This window comes from Vibrio sp. 1-Bac 57, from assembly GCF_037546855.1.
Lineage (GTDB): Bacteria > Pseudomonadota > Gammaproteobacteria > Enterobacterales > Psychromonadaceae > Psychromonas.
In genome coordinates this window covers 81,895-101,701 of record NZ_JALAAC010000008.1, presented here as the reverse complement: position 1 = coordinate 101,701, position 19,807 = coordinate 81,895, and the positions used below count along the sequence as shown (strand labels likewise).

Sequence of the window (19,807 nt, the reverse complement as noted above, 5' to 3'; positions counted from 1 at the left end):
ATATTCGCTGTTTAATTGTGCTATTTGACCGATTAATTAACTTAAAACCTTTATTTTTTATGTTTGAAGTAAGTGGAATAAATTTTGCACAAAATACAATACTAAGAAAGATTTTCATGTTATCTATATAGCTGTAATTTATGAAAGGGGATTAGTCGATGACAATTACTGTTGGTATTTCACACCACACTGAATATAAATATGACCGTTCTGTTAACATGGGGCCGCATATATTTCGTTTACGCCCTGCACCTCATAGCCGCACCAAGATTAAAAGTTATTCCTTAAAAATATTACCTGAAGATCATTATATTAATTGGCAGCAAGATCCCTTCGGTAATTATCAAGCCCGCGTCGTATTTAACCAACCCACCACAGAGTTCAGTTTTACCGTCGATTTAGTCGCAGAGATGACGGTCATTAACCCCTTCGATTTCTTTTTAGAAGAATATGCAGAAGAATTTCCATTTGTTTATGACAGCATTTCAAAGTCAGAATTAGCACCCTATTTAAAAAAACGTAAAGCCAGCCCTAAAATGCTAGCGTTAGTTGCATCGCTACAACCTAAAGAGCCGCTTCGCAGTGTAGATTTTTTAGTGGCGGTTAATCAGGCCATTTATGAGTTAGTAGGGTATGGCATTCGCTTGGAACCCGGAGTGCAGACCGCCAATGAAACCCTGAGTAAAAAAACTGGGTCTTGTCGTGATTCATCTTGGTTGTTAGTACAATTATTCCGTCATTTAGGATTAGCTTCTCGTTTTGTTTCTGGCTATTTAATCCAATTAACTTCTGACCAAAAATCACTGGATGGCCCGAGTGGCCCTGAAGAAGACTTTACTGATTTACATGCGTGGGCGGAAGTTTACATTCCGGGTGCGGGTTGGATTGGTTTAGATCCTACCTCAGGTTTATTTGCGGGAGAAGGACACATTCCATTAGCCTGTACGCCTGAACCAAGTTCTGCAGCACCAGTTACCGGTGGTATTGACGACTGTAAATCAGAGTTTAGCTTTTACAATAAAGTGACGCGTGTTCATGAAGACCCACGTGTGACTAAGCCTTATTCAGAAGCGCAGTGGTCTGCCATTAATCGTTTAGGTCAGCATGTTGATAAAACCTACGATGAAGAAGGTATTCATTTAACTATGGGTGGCGAGCCTACGTTCATTTCCATTGATGATATGGAACATGCGCAATGGAATACGGAAGCCGACGGTAAAGAAAAACGTCAGTTAGCGCAAAACTTATTTGTAGAAATGAATAAGGTGTTCACGCAAGGCGGTTTTACCCATTATGGACAAGGTAAATGGTATCCAGGTGAGCCGTTACCTCGTTGGCAATACGCGTGTTACTGGCGCAAAGATGGTGTAGCTCTATGGAAAGATGCAAATTTATTAGCGGATCCCAATAAAGACTACAAGTTAGACCATACAGATACCAAGAAATTTGCTGAAAAGCTGAGTGATGCGTTAGGTTTAGGTAAAAAAGCATTGACCACTGCCTATGAAGATATTCTTTATCACCTCTGGCAAGAAGGTTCTTTACCTACTGAAGTTGGCCCTAAACAGCCTGAATTATTACATGCCATGAGCCGCCAAGGCTTTTTGAAAAAAATGGAGCTAGGCATAGAAAAACCAGTCGGTTATGTGCTGCCATTACAATGGAATGGTGGTAAAAATTGCTGGCAATCTTGTACTTGGGAATTTACGCGCGGGCATTGTTTCCTATTGCCAGGTGAATCTCCATTGGGTTATCGCTTACCTTTAGATAGCTTGGAGTGGACAAGTAATATTATTGACCGTGACCCCTTTGATATTCCTGAAGAATTTTCTAAACCTAAAAAGCTGAAAAAAGGCTTTATTGGTCAAGAGATGATTAAAACGGCGATGGCCTTAGAGGTGCGAGATGGTCGTTTATATATCTTTATGCCGCCGACTAGCCATTTTGAACATTATTTAGGTTTATTGACTGCCATTGAAGGGGTAGCAAAAGCATTATCTATGCCGGTGGTGATTGAAGGTTATAACCCACCTAAAGACAGCCGTGTTGAAAAATATGCGGTAACGCCTGATCCAGGTGTAATTGAAGTGAATATTCACCCTTCTAAATCTTGGGATCAGTTAGTTGAAAGAATGACTACCTTATATGCGTTAGCCAAAGAGGCGCGTTTAGGGACCGATAAGTTTATGGCCGATGGTCGTCATACGGGGACCGGTGGTGGTAACCATGTGACCTTAGGTGGTGAAACGCCAGATCAAAGCCCATTCTTACGTCGCCCTGATATTTTAAGAAGCTTTATCACCTATTGGCAACATCATCCTGGGTTATCTTACCTATTTTCTGGTTTATTTATTGGCCCAACAAGCCAAGCTCCTCGTGTTGATGAAGCTCGCGATGAAGTGTTATATGAATTAGAAATTGCATTTTCACATATGCCTGAAGGCGAGGTTCCAGAACCTTGGTTAGTTGACCGATTATTACGTAATTTATTGGTTGATTTAACCGGTAATACACACCGTGCCGAGTTCTGTATTGATAAGTTATATTCGCCAGATTCTGCAACAGGGCGTTTGGGTATTGTGGAATTTAGGGGCTTTGAAATGCCACCTCACTCGCAAATGAGTTTGGTGCAAATGTTATTACTACGTACCTTATTAGCTTGGTTTTGGAAAAAACCATACCACAAACCATTGGTTCGTTGGGGTACTGAGCTACATGATAAATTCTTACTACCGCAATATGTTGAAAATGATTTGGCAGAAGTATGTCGTGATTTACAACAATCAGGTTTTGCATTCCAATTCAGTTGGTTAAACCCATTCTTTGAATTTAGGTTCCCTGTTTGTGGTACCCGTGAGTTGGATAATATTACCTTGGAATTAAGAACTGCGATTGAACCGTGGCATGTACTCGGTGAAGAGGCCAGTGCTTCAGGTACTGCAAGGTACGTGGATTCTTCTTTAGAAAGGGTGCAAATAAAAGTTCAAGGGACTATGAGTGACCGTTATATAGTGACTTGTAATGGCCGCCGCGTTCCGCTTAAAGTGGTGAAAGGCAAAGCCAAAGATGAGCGTGTCGCAGGTATTCGTTACCGTGCATGGCAACCACCAACGGCTTTGCATCCAACTATTGGGGTACATGCTCCTCTGGTGTTTGATCTAATTGATACTTGGGAAGGACGCTCTTTGGGTGGTTTTGTTTATCATGTGAGTCATGCTGGTGGACGTAATCCTGAAACTTTACCGGTGAATGCGTTTGAAGCGGAAGGAAGAAGGGTGGCTCGATTCTGGGAGCATGGTCATACACCTTCTTTATTGCCTTCAGATCAACCAAGTTGGAGCCCATCAGCGGTGACACACAGCTTCCAAGTGGCCAATTCAATCAGTGAATTTGTGGTGCCAGAAGAAGAAAGTGTTAACCAAGATTATCCAAATACCTTGGATTTACGTCGCCAACCTGCTTTTAAATAAAAGACAGCGACATTAATCACTCTACCTGTCGATTGTTTAAGGTAGAGTGATTTTATGGTCTCGAAGCTAATGACTGCTGATCATGATGTTTGATAAACCGGAGCAATGTTAAATTGTATATAAAAAACCACACCATGTCGGCCTTACCTAAATGGCTGTCTCTGTATTTAAATAAGGTCCATGTTCACGATGAGCTGGCTAATCATGGTGGACGATATCCTGAACATTGGGATACTTTATTTAAGCGTTTAGGCAATTTAACTGCGGAAGATTTGAGTAGTCGTGCTGTTGAAATAAGCCAGTTATTACAAAATGGCAATACGCAACCTGAAAGCAATCAGCGCTGGCATTTTGACCCGCTTCCTTTTATGTTTTCTAAGTCAGAGTGGACCTTTTTAGAAGAAGGGATTAAACAAAGAACTGTACTTTTAAATGCTATTCAGCAGGATATTTATGGCGAACAAAAATTGTTGCTTGAAGGTCATATCCCTGCGCAACAATTATATCAAAATAGTAATTATTTAAGAGAGGGCTTTAGCTTACCAAGCAATGAAGTGAAGTTATTTTTTACCGCTTTGGATATTTACCGGGCACCATCGGGCGAATTCAAAGTATTAGCGGATCATTGCCAATGCCCATTAGGGATGGGATTGTTAGTTGAAAGCCGTATTATCGCCAGACGTGTTATGGCTGAAGAGTTTGCTGATTGTAACGTTCAGCAAATCAAAAACTTTTTGAAAATATTTCAAGAAGGGATCAATGAATATACTCAATATATGGATGATCCTCGGGTGGTTATTTTAACCCAAGGGACCGATGATCCTAACTATAACGAGCATGCCTTTTTATCCGTTTATTTTGGTTATACCCTAGTACAGAGCGCAGACCTCACGGTACGTAACGGCGAGGTGTGTTTAAAATCGCTACAGGGATTAGGTAAAATTAACGTGATAGTGCGTTGGGTGCCGGATCGCAGTATCGACTCTTTAGAGCAAACAGAGTATTCCTTACATGGCATCCCAGGTTTATTACAAGCAGTACGAGAAGGTGCTGTTAAGGTATTAAATCCATTTGGAAGTGGTGTTTTATCTTCGCCTGCAGTGCAATGTAATTTAACGCATTTATCGCAACATCTTTTAAAGCAGCCATTGATGATTGCCGAACCTAATTACTATGATGTTGAAAAAGCTAAAGACTTAGATTGGTCGCGATTAGAGTTAGCAAGTTATAAAGATAGAAGTTTGAAACTTGATGGCAGTGTCGATGCTGAGAAAATAAAAGCGCTGATCAGTGCAAAACCTGAACAATATTATTTTCAAGATAAACCTGTTTTTAGTACCGCGCCCTTTTGGGACAATGGCAAGCTAATATCTAAACCAGTTGTTTTTAGGTGTTACGCCTTAACCACTGAGCATGGGGTTGAAATATTACCTTCGGCATTATGCTTTTCCAATGAGATTAGTAATGATCCTAATGTTTCAGGCTGGATCAAAGATACTTGGATAAATACAGCGAGTGATGTCGATCTAGAAGCCGTTGTATTGCCTCCACCGATCAAGAAAAGAACCGATGTTGCATTGTTAGAAGGCGTTATCTCTAGCCGTACTGCTGAACATCTATTTTGGCTCGGACGTTATTTAGAGCGGTGCGAGAATACGGTGCGTATTTTGCGAATCTTCATTGATAGGTATACTGAGTTGGCTATTTACCCCGATCCAATACGACATAGTATTGTCGGGCGCTTCTCCAACGCGATTAAGTCGCAGCATATTGTTTACCCTTACATTGAACAGGAACCTAAATTAGAGGGCTTTGACCCGCTTTTATCCAAGCAAGTTGCATTTCAATTATTAGCCGATGAACAATGTGCTGGGAGTATTATTAATACACTTAAGTACTTGTCGAATACTGCTTTGCAAACGAGGGAGTTATTATCGCATGATAGTCGACGCATGATTGATGATATTAATGACCAAGTTAAACAGTTAAGAAATACTACTCGAGATATCTCAACACGTGCCATGCAAAGTATATTAGATAAAGTGATCGGTTCAATCATGGCTTTTAATGGCTCGATTGCAGATTGTATGCCTAATAGTAATGGCTGGTTTTTATTGGAGATTGGTCGCCGTATTGAACGCAGTATTCAAATTACTTCTTTAAGTTCAGCGCTGTTAACCGATGAGATGGATACACCTAAAGAATTAGGGTTGTTAGAAGCAGTATTGAGCTGCCAAGTCAGTTTAATTACGCATAAACGTCGTTATCGTATGTACCAAACTATTGGCACTGGTTTAGAGTTGTTATTGTTAGATGCCGAGTACCCTCGTTCGTTATTGTTCCAACTAGAGCAAATTAATCAGCTTTGTCAGCATTTACCGACCAAGCGTAGACCGGGTTTAATTGCCGCCCACGAGAAAGCAATTTTGCTGTCTAAAACTACTTGTTATTTGACTGAAAAAGATTACCTACAGAAAGCAGAAGATGGCAAACGTAAACAATTGATAGAGTTCAGTCATAATATTCGAATGAACTTGAATACTTTCTGTGATGTATTGTTATTACAATACTTCACACATACTAAAACGTCCCATAAATTAAATTGGACCAACATTGAGCAAGCTCAATCGTGAAATATAAAATAAAACATTCAACGACTTATCAATATGCTGACTATGTCAGTATATGCCAGAATCAAGCTCGCTTGACACCCAAAACTGATCGCGGGCAAATCTGTCATCATAGCCGTATTGATATCTCTCCACCGCCCAGTTATTTACAGCAATTTACTGATTATTTTAATAATAACGTGACAGTTTTCGAGGTTGCAACACAACATAAGACACTTAAGGTCACCATGACCAGTGAGGTTGAGCTATTAACAGATGCCAAAGCCAATATAAATGGTTTTGATATGTTATGGATAAAAGTACGAGATTTGCTGGAAAGTGCTAACACCATGGAGCTATTAAGAGCTTCAGAATTTGTATTACCTTCTCAGCTCACACCACTGGAGAAAGGAATAAAAGAATATACGCTGGTGTCATTTGCACCCGATGTGAATTTAATTGAAGGTTGTAAAGACTTGATGGCACGAATTTTTCATGAGTTCTATTATGACCCAGGTTTTACAACAATAAGTACGCCATTAAGCGTTGTTTTTGCACAAAAAAGGGGCGTTTGCCAAGATTTTGCACACTTTGCGCTCGCATGTTTACGAAGTGTTGGGTTAGCGGGGCGATATATTAGTGGATATATTGAAACCATGCCGCCCGAAGGTGAAGAAAAATTAGAAGGCGCTGATGCAACCCATGCTTGGTTTGCCGTCTATTTGCCTAATTTTGGGTGGGTTGATTTTGATCCCACCAATAATGTAGTACCCACAGACCAGCATATCACCTTAGCAGTAGGACGAGATTTTTCCGATGTCACTCCTTTAAAAGGTGTTGTATTTGGTGGCGGATCTCAATTGCTAGACGTTGCGGTAGATATGATTCGATTAGAGTAATTTTAATATCTTATATGAGTTAATAATCAAAAGGCGGAGAAGTGTATGGGAATTGATTGGAAAGCGTATCAAACAAATGGTTTTTTTGATGAATTAATTGACGCTAAAGGGAACGTGAGATTACACGGCAATCAATTAGCTCAGTTCTTTTCGAGTTTATCAAATGAAGAGTTAGTCAAAGCACGTGCAGTTGCAGATTTAGCGATTAAAGAAATGGGGATCAGCTTCACCGTCTACGATGAAGGTAACATGATCGATAGAGCCTGGCCTTTTGATATTATTCCACGCACCATTGGTAAAAAAGAATGGCAAGGTATTGAAGTCGGTTTAAAGCAACGCGTCGAGGCGCTTAACTTATTTATTGATGACTTATACCATGACCAAAAAATAATAAAAGATGGTTTTTTTCCAAAAGGTCTATTGGAAAAGTCAGTTAACTTTCGCAAGCAATGTGTAGGGGTTAACCCTCCTAACAAAATATGGGCACATATTTGTGGCTCTGATTTAGTACGTGATGGCAACGGCACCATGTATGTCTTAGAAGATAACTTACGCGTCCCATCTGGTGTTTCTTATATGCTTGAAAACCGATCCGTAATGAAGCGTGTTTTCCCTGAATTATTTGAACAAGTCTCGATCCTACCTGTTGATGATTATCCGTCTCAATTATTTGATATGTTAGCAGCTATGTCACCTCGTCCACAGGATAAGCCTGAAGTAGTTGTTTTAACGCCAGGTGTTTTTAACTCAGCTTATTTTGAACATTGTTACCTAGCACAAGAGATGGGTTGCGAGTTAGTAGAAGGTCGTGATTTAGTCGTAGAGAAAGATGATTGCGTATATATGCGTACCATCACTGGCTTGCAGCGTGTTGATGTTATTTATCGTCGTATAGACGATCTATTTTTAGATCCCGAAGCATTTTTGCCGGATTCTCAATTAGGTGTACCTGGATTAATGCGTGCTTGGGCAAAAGGCAATGTTGCATTAGTAAATGCTCCAGGTGCCGGCGTTGCCGATGATAAAGTAGTTTATGCCTATGTGCCTGAAATGATTAAATATTACCTAGGCGAAGATGCGAAACTAGCGAACGTGCCTACGTACAAGTGTCTGGATCCAAAAGAATGCGATCATGTTATTAAAAACATTGATAAATTAGTGGTTAAACCCGCAAATGAATCAGGTGGTTATGGTTTGTTAATTGGTCCCAAGTCAACCAAGAAAGAACAACAAGAAACCATTGCTCAAATTAAAGCAGATCCTCGTAATTGGGTTGCTCAACCGACATTAGACTTATCCACAGTGCCAACATTAGATGGCGTTGAACCCGATGGAAGACATGTGGATTTAAGGCCGTTTATTTTATCATCTGGGCATGATACTCAGGTCACTACAGGTGGATTAACACGTGTTGCTATGAACAAAGGATCGCTGGTGGTGAATTCATCACAAGGTGGCGGTAGTAAAGATACTTGGATTGTTGACGAGGAGGCGTAATAATATGCTATCAAGAGTATGTGAAACTTTATATTGGGTGTCTCGCTATATTGAACGTGCAGAAAACGTAGCGCGTTTAATTAATGTTAATAATATGCTGATCATGGATCTACCTAAAGGGGTGAGCACTGGTTGGGAGCCTTTAATTGATATTATTGGTATGCGTCAAGCCTACCAAGAAAATCATACTGACTTTTCAGAACCAAAAGCATTGCGTTATTTATTAATCGGTTACGATAATAATTCATCTATCCTCAATTCTGTCATTAATGCTAGAGAGAATGCGCGTACTATTCGAGATGTTATTCCAAGAGACGTTTGGGAAGAAATAAACTCTTTATATTATTATGTCAAAGATAATCAAAACGAAGGGCTGAGCAAGCGCGGACGCTTTGCTTACTTAAAAAAGATCATCGAATCAACGCATATGATCTTTGGTACTTTAGATGCCACTCTTAACCATGATCACGGTTATACGTTTAGCCGATTTGGTTTAATGATAGAACGCGCCGACATGAGTTCACGTATTTTAGACATTCGATCCGCTACGCTGATCACTAATGAAGTAGGTAAACCCTTTGAAAACATTCAATGGATCAGTTTATTACGTTCAATGAGTGCTTATCAAATGTATCGTCAACAAATGGGTGTACGTGTTCAACGTTCCGATGTAATTGAGTTTATAATGCATAGTGAGGTTTTCCCTCGTTCGATTTTATTTTGTCTAAATGAATTAAGAAAAATGATGGAGCCGGTTATTCATTCTGAGGAATTAATTAAGCTCATTGATCAAGTATGTGATAGTTTAAAAAATGAAGATGTGAGAATGCTAAAGAATGGTGATCTGCATGATTATGTGGATAAAATACAGCTTAAATTAGCTGGTGTACATAATCAGCTCGCTGAACTGTACTTCTTAAAAGCACCTGAATTAATTGAAACTGAAGCGGCTGAATAAGTCATTTTATTAAAGCAGTGGGCGAGCCTTGTGTGTTCAATAAAGTGCAAGGTACCTACGCCTACTACTCACTTTTCAGATAAAAATCGACACGGGTACTGCCAAGCGCTTTGCTCGTTTTCTGTTTTCGAAACATTCATTTAAGTATTAGCCCCCTTTATTCCGCACCAATAGGATTATTTTATGCAAGCGATTCAAATTCATCACCATGGCGACCCACTTTTATTGACTCAATGTGCTGACTTAAGCGTTACAGATGAGGATATTTTAATTGCAGTTAAAGTGTCAGGGGTTAACCCTGTTGACACTTATATCGCTGCTGGAAGCAATGGTTATACCGCTACTTTTCCTCACACCCCTGGCAAAGATGGCGCCGGTGTTATTACTGCGTTAGGGAGTCAAGTCACTGGTTTTAAGGTTGGTCAGCGCGTTTATTGTTCTGGTTCTAAAACAGGTACCAGCGCACAGTTTGCATTAGCAACACCCGCTCAAGTTTTTCCTTTAGCTGATAGCCTTAGCTTTGAGCAAGGTGCTTGCCTTGGTACTCCTTATGCTACCGCTTGGCGAGCTTTGTTTATTCGTGCAAATTGCCAGGCAGGAGAAACGGTATTTATTCATGGCGCTAGTGGTGGTGTTGGTTTAGCGGCTTTGCAGTTAGCTAAAGCAGCTGGTTGTAAAGTCTTTGCTAGTGCGAGTTCTGAACAAGGCAGAGCATTATTACAGCAGCAAGGTGCAGATCTGGTGGTGAATCATCATGATCCTGAACATTACCAAAGTGTAAAAGAGGCAGGCGCAGTCGATATTATTTTAGAAATGCTTGCTAATCAAAATCTAGGTGATGATTTACCTCTACTCAATGTTAATGGCAGGGTAGTAGTCATTGGTAGTCGCGGTCAAGTGCAAATCAATCCGCGTGATTTGATGGCTAAAGATGCTTGTGTAATGGGCATAGCGCTAGCAAATGCAAGTCCTGAACAAGTTACCTTAATACATGAAGCCTTGTTTACGGCTGCTGAAAAAGGCGATATTAGCCCCGTCATTGCGAAACGTTTTGAATTGGCAGAGACAACGGAGGCGCATATTGCAGTGATGGGCTCTGGCGCAACGGGTAATATTGTTATTAACGTTCAAGAGTAATTAAGTGTTCTGAATAGATAAGTATTTAGCTAGATTCTCATAATATGTACTTAGTTATTCAGAAAAAGAGTAATTCTATAATTAATGATCTGCTTACTAATGATGCTTGCTTAGTTTTTAAGGATTAAAACGTAATATCAGATCATTTTTCTTTCTTGAATTTCTTGGATTCAGATCATAAGTGCAAATTTTTATACTTCTCCAGAACTGAGGTTATTTAACTTATTGCTGTAACCTGGCTAGTTGATTCTATACTTCAGAATAGAATATGGATAAAAGCACAGCCTATAAAATACTGTTAATGAGAGAATTCAAAAGCTACCCCTTAAATCCTCTCCTTAAACCCCATCAAACATACGAGTACGCGCATTATTAAGATGGCTCTTCATTGCATCTCGTGCTGCTATTGCATCCCCTGCTTTTATTGCATCTACAATTGCTAGGTGTTCTTGTTGTACAAGCTCTAATCGAGAAGGAGGATGGCGTAACGATAAGTTTCTGGTGATATTGATTCCTTCTTTGACACTTTTTTCCAATGATTTCAGAACGGTACTATAAAAATAGTTATTGGCTGCATCGATAATTGCATAATGAAAACTGAAATCTTCATCGGTAGCCAGTTTACTGGAAGCGTTAGCAACATTTATTTTCTCATAGGCATCTAGAATGGCTTCAAGCTGTATATTAGTTCTTCTGCTTGCCGCTAATCCTGCTGCTTCAGCTTCTAAGTTAGCTCGGAATTCAAAACAGCGTTGGATATCTGCAATGCTAGAAAGAGGAGAGAATTTTAACACATCACTGTCAGGTTTTTTTATTACATAACTACCTGAGCCACGGCGTGAAGTAATTAACTCATCTTCTCGAAGGCGTGCTAAAGCTTCGCGAAGAATAGGGCGAGAAACTTTAAAGTCTTTACATAATTGGGTCTCTGCGGGAAGTTTTGTATTGAGTTCATAAACCCCTTCTATTATAGCCGTCAGTATTTGTTCATAAACGATCGCACCCAATGATTGTTGGTGGCTTTTGGGTAGGTGATTAGTTTTGCTCATAAGTTATTTTCCAACGTCCAGCGGTTAAGCTATTTTATTCTTTATTGACTCTAGCACAGTACTAAGAATTACCTTTAAGGTGTTGATAGTATTGTAATGCTAATTCCACTGCGCAACAGAGCAATCTTGATGGTTAACACAAACGATAATAGTGTTAACGTTTCCATCAGTGTTTGCTATTAGCTTTCTTAAATAAAAATTATATCATTGTATTGATTAATATTTATTGATCGTAGCCAGTTGTTTACTGCACATTATTTGCCGATCATTATTTATCGGTCATTATTTTCCGATCATTATCTTGGATTAACTTTATTTAATTAACGGGTGTTATTAAAGCTTTCCCAGAAAAATAGGCTTCTAAATTATCTACAACCATTTGCGACATATTCGCTCGAGTTTCCACCGTTCCACTAGCGTGGTGTGGTGATAAAACAACATTATGTAAACCTTTAAAAATATCACCACGACAAGGCTCTTCAGTGAAAACATCTAGCCCCGCACTATCAATGGTATTGTTAGCAAGCGCTTCTATTAAGGCCGTCTGATCCACTACCGAACCTCTTGCTACATTAATTAAAGTACCTTGTTTCCCTAGCGCAATAAGTATTTGTTTGTTAATAAGTCCGACGGTATCTTTACCACCAGGGCAACAAACGACTAAAATGTCAGCCCAATTAGCAAGGTCGATTAATTGGCTTTCATATTGATAGTCGCAATTGTTTTTTTTATTACGACCGAAGTAAGCAATTTCTAGTTGCATTGCTTGCGCCCGAGTAGCTATAGCTTGGCCTATTCGACCTAAGCCAACAATACCTAGCTTCTTTCCGGACAATGAAGAGGTTAAAGGCATTGGCCCTTTTTCTGCCCATTGATTACTGCGTAGCCATTGGTCACCGAACATTAATCTACGACGAGTTGCAAGAATCAACATTATGGCTAAATCAGCCGTGTCATTTGTCATTAATCCTGGAGTATTACATACTTTAATACCGCGTTTATTGCATAATTCAATATCAATAGCATCGTAGCCCACACCTGATGATGAGATGATTTTAAGGTCAGGTAATCGATCAATAAGCTCATTAGTTAAAGCAATTGTACCGCTAGTGACTATCGCGATAATGGATGCCGCAACTTGTTCAGGTAATTGCTTTACGGGGGCAGTAATGTTGAAAAAATGTAGTGTGAAATTCTGCTCGAGTATGGCCATTTGTTTTGCTTCAAGAGCGCGAAGTACCAATATATTTGGTTTCATTAATATATTCCTTGATAGGGTCCATGCTTGATTTAAAATAGAATACAACGGATAAAAGCCTGATAAATATCAGGCTTTAGTATGACCATAAAGTTTTTAATTGATACGTTTACCGTCTAATAAATGAGATGTAGTATTTAGATTATCATCTCGAAGGCTTTTTGGAAGCAATGCCTGTGGTAAGTTTTGATAACATACAGGACGTAAAAAGCGTTGAATGGCACCACTACCTACGGAAGTGCTTCGTGAATCCGATGTTGCAGGGAAGGGGCCGCCATGTACCATTGCATGACAAACTTCAACGCCTGTAGGCCAACCATTTACCATTACTCGACCTGCTTTTTCTTCTAGTATTGGCAATAATGCAGAAGCCACCTCTAGATCTGAATCATCCATTTGTAACGTCGCCGTTAATTGCCCTTCAAGCCCAGTAGCGACTAACAGCATTTGCTCGATATCTTTACATTCAACCACTAAAGACGTTGAACCAAATACTTCATCACGTAGTGTTTCATCTTTTAAGAAATCTTCAGCAGTAGTGACAAATAGCCCTGACTGACAGCCGTTTGGTTGCTCGCTGCTAACTCCATATCCTTGTGATTTGACTGCTTTGTTATTAGCTAATGCGCTTACGCCCTGTTGATAAGCTTGATGAATGCCTGGTGTTAACATGGTTTGGGCAGCTACATTATTAATTGCTTTTGTTGCTGTTGTTAAAAAATCTTCAAGTGCCTTTCCACCGACCGCAATAACTAGCCCAGGGTTGGTACAAAATTGTCCTGCACCCATCGCCAATGAAGTAATAAAGCTTTCACCTAGCTGAGTTGAGCGTGCTTGAAGTGCTTCAGGCAATAAGAAAACAGGATTGATGCTGCTCATCTCTGCATAAACAGGGATCGGTTGTTGACGAGATTGCGCAATATTCATTAATGCTAGGCCTCCGCTACGCGACCCTGTAAAACCTACGGCTTTGATACGTGAGTCACTTACTAATGCTTGTCCAAGTTCATTTCCCGAACCATATAATAAAGAAAACACACCTTCTGCTAAACCGCATTTAGCAACGGCAGATTGAATCGCTCGGCCTACCATTTCAGAGGTGCCTGGGTGAGCTGAGTGCGCTTTGACCACGACAGGGCAACCCGCTGCAAATGCAGAAGCAGTATCACCACCTGCAACACTAAATGCTAATGGGAAATTACTTGCACCAAACACCGCCACTGGACCTAATGCTATATTTTGTAAGCGCAAGTCCGGACGAGGTAATGGTTGTCTATCTGGCATCGCAGGGTCAATACGTAAATCTAGCCATTCACCTGCACGTACTACTGAAGCAAATAAACGTAATTGCCCACAGGTTCGTCCACGCTCACCTTCAATGCGCGCTCTAGGTAGTCCAGTTTCAAGCATTGTTCGTTCTATTAGTGGGTCACCAATGGCCATTATTTCTTCTGCCACTGTTTCGAGAAATACAGCGCGCTCTTCTAAAGAAGTATTACGAAATTCGATACTGGCTTGTGTCGCTAATTCACATGCTTGGTTGACCTCAGCAATACCGCCTGAATAATAAGCTGGCTCTAACAACTCACCGGTCGCAGGGTTAATTGCTCTAATCTCTGGTTCAGCAATAGCGACGCTTTTTTTACCTATTAATAGTCGTCCAGTTAATTCCATTTTTGTTCTCCTAAGTATTTAATATATTGAGCTCTTCAGAGCCTTATTTAATTGATGAATTAGCCTAAAAAGGTTTCTTTAATGGTTTCTTTATCGCTAAGAAGTACACAAAGATCAAAGTTAAAATGACAAAAAATAGGCTGTCATAATTAGTAAAGAAGGTCATCGGGTTACCATTTGATAATGATAATGAGCGTCTTAAAAATTCTTCTAAATTGGGGCCAAGGATAAATCCAAGAAGTAAAGTGATGACAGGGAAATCATGTTTTCTTAAGTAGTAAGCTAAGATACCTATGATTAATGACATCATCATTTGAAATGTTGAGAACGTCGCAACGTAACTACCTACCACGGCTAATAAAGCAATGATGCCGTACAAAACGTCTTTGCGGATTGCGACTATTTTTATAAAGTATGGGCCAAGTAAATATAAGGTTAATGGGATCAATATTAATGCACTAAACAGTAATGAAGCTAACATCGGCGCGATCAATTCGGCTTGTCCTACCATCAACTGTGGACCTGGTTGGATACCATTGATCACTAATACACCTAACATAATAGCTGTCACTGGGTCACCCGGAATACCAAAGGTCAACATGGGCACTAATGCACCGCCACATACCGCATTATTAGCACTTTCAGATGCGACAATGCCTTTCGGGTTACCTTTACCAAAGGTTTCAGGTTCATCAGAAGTACGTACTGTTTCCGCATAAGCGAGGAAACTACCCATTGAACCACCTGCGCCAGGCAATGTTCCTACTGCATATCCAATAAGGCTAGATTTTAGGTAGCACATTACCCCTATTTTGCGTATTTCAGATAAAGGTGGAATAAAGTCTCGACGAGATATCGTTACTTTCTTTAATGCCTCAACCATTTTTTCAGCACAACCATTGGACTTTGCTTGGATCAGGATTTCACTGATTGCAAATGTACCTATAATCATTGGCATTAAATCGAGACCGGCAGTGAGTTCGCTAGAACCAAAAGTGAAACGAGTCATTGGCTCCATTGCATCTAACCCGACCGTTGCTAGCATTAAACCAATACAGGCAGCCATACCCGCTTTAACTACTTTGCCGCGCTGTGCAATCACAATGACTACAATTGCAAAGGCTAATAGTGAAAATTTACCCGTTGTTTTAACTAATAGCGCAACCTCAGCTACAAAGGGGGCGAGTACAATTAGTAATATTGCGCCTAATGCTCCACCGACCATAGAGCCAAAAGCTGCATGACCTAAAGCTAAAGGCCCTTTGCCTTGCAATTGCATCGGGTAGCCGTCCAAAGCGGTCATCATCGATGAAGGTGCACCTGGAATGTTAATGGTGGTTGCTGTAATACTCCCTCCACACATACCTGCCATATAAATACTGGCACATGCCATTAGTGCAGTGGATACGTCAAGGCTGTAGGTAAGTGGTAGTAAAAGTGCTAATGCAAGTGTTGCCGTTAATCCTGGAATTGAGGCAAAGATAGTACCAATCAGAAACCCTGCAACCACATAAAGAAGAATTTGAGGAGACAGCAATAATGAAAAACTACCTAAAACAAGATTAATAAATTCCATGGTCTATCCCCATAACGTCGGAAGTCTTACACCAAACATCTGTTCAAATACCAGATATCCAAAGGAGACTATAATTGTTGATATCACTATTTTTTGAAGCACTTTTTCCAGTGATGAAAAAATAATAATGATTGATAAAACAAACAAAATAGATGAGAAAAAGTACCCTAAAGGTGAAAATAGCAAAATATATAAAAAGATTGATAACATCACCGCAAGTGGTGCAAATCGGCCTTTCCCTGATAAAGCATTATCTGTTTGAGTGTCGTCTTCTAAAGAAGAAGCCTTACTTTTCATTAATTTCACTTCTCTATACAGCAAAATTGAACTGAACATCATTGCAAAAAGACCAATAAGCAAAGGAAAAGAGGATGGTTGCAATCCATTATTAGCAAATGGAGCCCCTAAATTGATCGCAATGACAAAATATCCGACTGATAGAAAAAAAAGTAAAAAATGAAATACTACATTCTTGTTTAAAAGCATAACCCCTCCATTTACGCCTCGTATTTACGTGAGGCGTATATTACTAAGTCCTTATAGACCTAATGCATCCATCTCTTTGAACGTGCTAGATTGAAGTTCGTCAATCCAGGCTTGCACATCTTTAGATCCTAACCAGCTAGGTGTAACACCCACTTTCATTATCCACTCTTGAAATTCAGTGCTGTCGTAAGCTTTTTTGAATGAATTTTCAATAATAGCAATGGTGTCTTTAGGCGTTCCTTTGGGCGCGGCTAATAATATAAAGCTACCTGTTTCTAGTTCATAACCGAGGGTACTGATTGGTGGGACATCTGGGAAAGATGGATTCTGCTCAGAGGCTAATTCAATAACTCCTTTAGCGTCACCTGATTCAATGATGCCGCTGAAATCACCTAAACTTGAAATTGCACCATCAAGCTCACCTGATAATAATGCTTCTGTTTCTGCACTTGATGAACCAGGGTAAGTAATAACGTTAAACTTAACACCGGTGAGTTTTTCTAAGCGATGTACCGCTAAGTAAGGACCTGAACCCTTTGGAGCAACACCAATTCGTACTGTATTTGGTTTGGCTTTTGCCGCCGCAATCAACTCTTCAAAGCTGTTAAAACCGGACTGTTTAGAAACAACAATGGAATCAGCTTCTTTTGTGATGCGTGCAATCAGTGACATTTTATCCAGAGAGTAACCGGGTACCATTTTTCCACGTGGCAAAGTGATCACACTGTCATAGGTTAAAATACCAATTGTTTGACCATCTGGACGTGCTCGCGTCATTTGCATTAAACCGGTTGCGGTAACGGCTCCATTGATATTTTCAACATAAATAGATTTAGGTAATTCTTGCTCTGCAATATTACTAATTTTACGTGAAATGCCATCTGCGCCACCACCTGCTGCCCATGGAACAATGAGACGAATATCTCGTGATGGGAAATCTGCTGCTATGACTGAAGAGCTAAGAATACAAGCTCCCAATGCGCACATAAGTTTGTTTTTTAATCCTTTGTATAACATAACTATTTTCCTTTTTTTATAAAACGGTTGATAATCAAACAATAAGTGAAATGTTTAAATAAACTATTCACTCGGTTTAATATTGGTCACTGTTTGTACTAATAAATGAAAAGCTTGTTTGAATTAATTAGCCTCAGCTAATTTTGCTTGGTTATATTCTTCTAATACTTTGTCTGTTGGTGGATAAAGGCCAATGACTTTGCTGCCAGTGCGTACTTTAGCAATCACATAGGCTTCAAAACGTTCCATCGCAGCTGCTTCAAGTGATATTTCTTCAGCAATTTCAAGTGGAATAACCATTACACCATCACCATCGCCGACTAATACGTCACCAGGGTAAACAGCAACACTGCCACAACCGATAGGTACTTGAAGTTCAACACCGTGGTGCTTGGTTAAATTGGTAGGGGCACTAGGTTTGGCACAAAAAATAGGTAAGTCCATATTTGATGAATCATCAAAATCGCGAATACCAGCATCCGATACAAAACCACCACACTTTCTAAATTCTAATCGAGCTAATAAAATACTGCCTGCACTTGCTGCTGAGGCATCTTGGCGGCAGTCTGAAACGAGGATCATGCCCTCTGGCACGGTTTCTACTGCGACCCTTTGTGGATGTTGCGGATCTTTGAAAGCGGCAACCGTATCAAGGTCTTCGCGAGCTGGTATGTAACGCAATGTGTATGCTTGCCCAACCATTTTTACTTTCTTTTTGTTAACTCGGCTGACATTCTGGATGAAGGTATTACGGAACCCTCTTTTAAAAAGAGCGGTATGTAAAGTAGCGGTAGAAACTTTACGAAATCTGTTTATTACTTGTTCATCTAATTCTTGAATACTAGTTACATTACTCATTAATAATCCCCTTGTGTATATGACGTTTGACCATTAATAAGATATGACTAAAAAAACAACAATTCAAACTAATTATTACTAATATTTACTAATTTAGGCGCGATATCTCACTTTCTTAAATAATGAGATATTGCGCATGTTTGCCTTTTATCCTTATTTCTAAGCGATTATTCATAATGATAATTGTTTTTATTTTATTTAACGTGTTGATTTTAAATTTATTTATTTTTATAGTGAAATTTAAGGATAGATAATAAATTTCTATATTAGGAATTTTGTTGTTTTATTGTTTTTACACATTATTACAACTATTTTAAGGGGGAATATTATATTAATCGACTATTCGCATTCATATTGCTGGTGAAAATTATTGTACTTTTTGGATATATCGAGGGTGAGATCGACCAATAACTGAATAAAAGCTGTAATAGTAATTGCTGCTTTTATTCAATTATTGGTTCTTGAAAATCATTGATTTAAATTTATGTTATTAGGTAGGCGTAGACATTTGTTGAAATAGATAAGCATTTTTAATCATTTTCTGCCTTAAAAAATACTTAACTATAATAAAGCGAAATACGGTTACCTTCTACTTCCTGTACTTTAAAGGGAATTTCATAGATCTCGCTGAGTACCTGTTCTTGAATGACTTCTGACACCGTACCACTTTTAATGAGTTGTCCCTGTTTCATGGCGATAATATTATCGGAATAACAAGATGCAAAGTTAATATCATGGATCACTATGACCACTGCTTTATGGTGTTTTTTTGCTAATTTCTTTAGTGTTTTCATGATATCTACCGAGTGTTTGATATCAAGATTATTCAAGGGCTCATCAAGAAAAACATAATCAGTATCCTGTGCGACAACCATCGCGATAAAGGCCATTTGTCGTTGCCCGCCGGATAATTGATCAATATAGCGATCCTGCAAGTGAGTAATGTCCAAATTAATCATTGCTCGGTCAATGAAGCTATTATCTTCTTTTGTGAGTCTGCCCTGCGAATAAGGGAAACGGCCAAATGCAACTAGCTCACGTACAGTAAAGCGCATATTAATATTATTAGATTGTCTTAATACCGATAATCGTTTTGCTAAACTTGCACTGTCCCACTGATTTAATGGTTTGTCCGCAATCATGACTTGCCCTGCGTCACTTTCTGTTAAACGGCTAACCATTGATAGTAGGGTGCTTTTACCTGCGCCATTAGGGCCAATAATACTGGTCACTTTACCCAGAGGGAAAAGGGCATCGACATTGCTTACAACGTATTTATCGTTATATTTTTTACTTAATCCGCTAACTGTGATCACGAG

Annotated in this window: 14 protein-coding genes; 6 read left to right on the top strand and 8 right to left on the bottom strand. The window is 39.5% G+C overall.

Annotated features, from left to right (window positions below):
- Positions 1-158: 158 nt before the first annotated feature.
- The 6 genes from MT391_RS07420 to MT391_RS07395 all read left to right on the top strand — a co-directional run bounded on the left by MT391_RS07420 (position 159) and on the right by MT391_RS07395 (position 10,570).
- Positions 159-3,470: a transglutaminase family protein gene (locus MT391_RS07420; protein WP_499497353.1), complete on the top strand. Its 3,312-nt coding sequence runs from the start codon at positions 159-161 to the stop codon at positions 3,468-3,470.
- Between the two features lie 113 nt (positions 3,471-3,583).
- A complete protein-coding gene (locus tag MT391_RS07415) occupies positions 3,584-6,103 on the top strand; it encodes a circularly permuted type 2 ATP-grasp protein (protein ID WP_166368664.1) in 2,520 nt (839 codons plus the stop codon).
- Positions 6,100-6,978 (top strand): transglutaminase family protein, encoded by an 879-nt coding sequence (locus MT391_RS07410; protein WP_028868041.1) that lies wholly within the window; start codon positions 6,100-6,102, stop codon positions 6,976-6,978. The genes MT391_RS07415 and MT391_RS07410 overlap by 4 nt, the downstream gene beginning before the upstream one ends.
- A 45-nt stretch (positions 6,979-7,023) precedes the next feature.
- Complete coding sequence (locus MT391_RS07405) at positions 7,024-8,475, top strand: circularly permuted type 2 ATP-grasp protein (protein ID WP_499497352.1); 1,452 nt, start codon at positions 7,024-7,026, stop codon at positions 8,473-8,475.
- A 4-nt stretch (positions 8,476-8,479) separates the two neighbouring features.
- Complete coding sequence (locus MT391_RS07400) at positions 8,480-9,433, top strand: alpha-E domain-containing protein (protein ID WP_166368660.1); 954 nt, start codon at positions 8,480-8,482, stop codon at positions 9,431-9,433.
- Between the two features lie 183 nt (positions 9,434-9,616).
- On the top strand, positions 9,617-10,570 hold the full coding sequence (locus tag MT391_RS07395; RefSeq protein WP_166368658.1) for an NADPH:quinone reductase: 954 nt from the start codon (positions 9,617-9,619) through the stop codon (positions 10,568-10,570).
- Between the two features lie 338 nt (positions 10,571-10,908).
- On the opposite strand, the gene MT391_RS07390 is transcribed toward MT391_RS07395, so the two are convergent.
- From MT391_RS07390 to MT391_RS07355, 8 genes are all read right to left on the bottom strand, one after another.
- Complete coding sequence (locus tag MT391_RS07390) at positions 10,909-11,619, bottom strand: FadR/GntR family transcriptional regulator (protein WP_166368656.1); 711 nt, start codon at positions 11,617-11,619, stop codon at positions 10,909-10,911.
- 316 nt (positions 11,620-11,935) lie between these two features.
- Complete coding sequence (locus tag MT391_RS07385) at positions 11,936-12,877, bottom strand: 2-hydroxyacid dehydrogenase (RefSeq protein ID WP_166368654.1); 942 nt, start codon at positions 12,875-12,877, stop codon at positions 11,936-11,938.
- 96 nt (positions 12,878-12,973) lie between these two features.
- Positions 12,974-14,551, bottom strand: coding sequence for an aldehyde dehydrogenase (NADP(+)) (locus MT391_RS07380; protein ID WP_499439233.1), 1,578 nt, complete (start codon positions 14,549-14,551; stop codon positions 12,974-12,976).
- Positions 14,552-14,615: 64 nt separating this feature from the next.
- Entirely contained in the window at positions 14,616-16,127 is a 1,512-nt protein-coding gene (locus MT391_RS07375) for a tripartite tricarboxylate transporter permease (protein ID WP_166368650.1), read from the bottom strand.
- A 3-nt stretch (positions 16,128-16,130) separates the two neighbouring features.
- Entirely contained in the window at positions 16,131-16,613 is a 483-nt protein-coding gene (locus tag MT391_RS07370) for a tripartite tricarboxylate transporter TctB family protein (protein ID WP_166368648.1), read from the bottom strand.
- A gap of 51 nt (positions 16,614-16,664) precedes the next feature.
- Positions 16,665-17,630, bottom strand: a complete 966-nt coding sequence (locus MT391_RS07365; RefSeq protein ID WP_166368646.1) for a Bug family tripartite tricarboxylate transporter substrate binding protein — start codon at positions 17,628-17,630, stop codon at positions 16,665-16,667.
- A 123-nt stretch (positions 17,631-17,753) separates the two neighbouring features.
- Positions 17,754-18,488, bottom strand: a complete 735-nt coding sequence (locus MT391_RS07360; RefSeq protein ID WP_166368644.1) for a ribonuclease activity regulator RraA — start codon at positions 18,486-18,488, stop codon at positions 17,754-17,756.
- A gap of 557 nt (positions 18,489-19,045) precedes the next feature.
- A complete protein-coding gene (locus tag MT391_RS07355; RefSeq protein ID WP_499439230.1) occupies positions 19,046-19,804 on the bottom strand; it encodes an iron ABC transporter ATP-binding protein in 759 nt (252 codons plus the stop codon).
- Between the last annotated feature and the right edge of the window lie 3 nt (positions 19,805-19,807).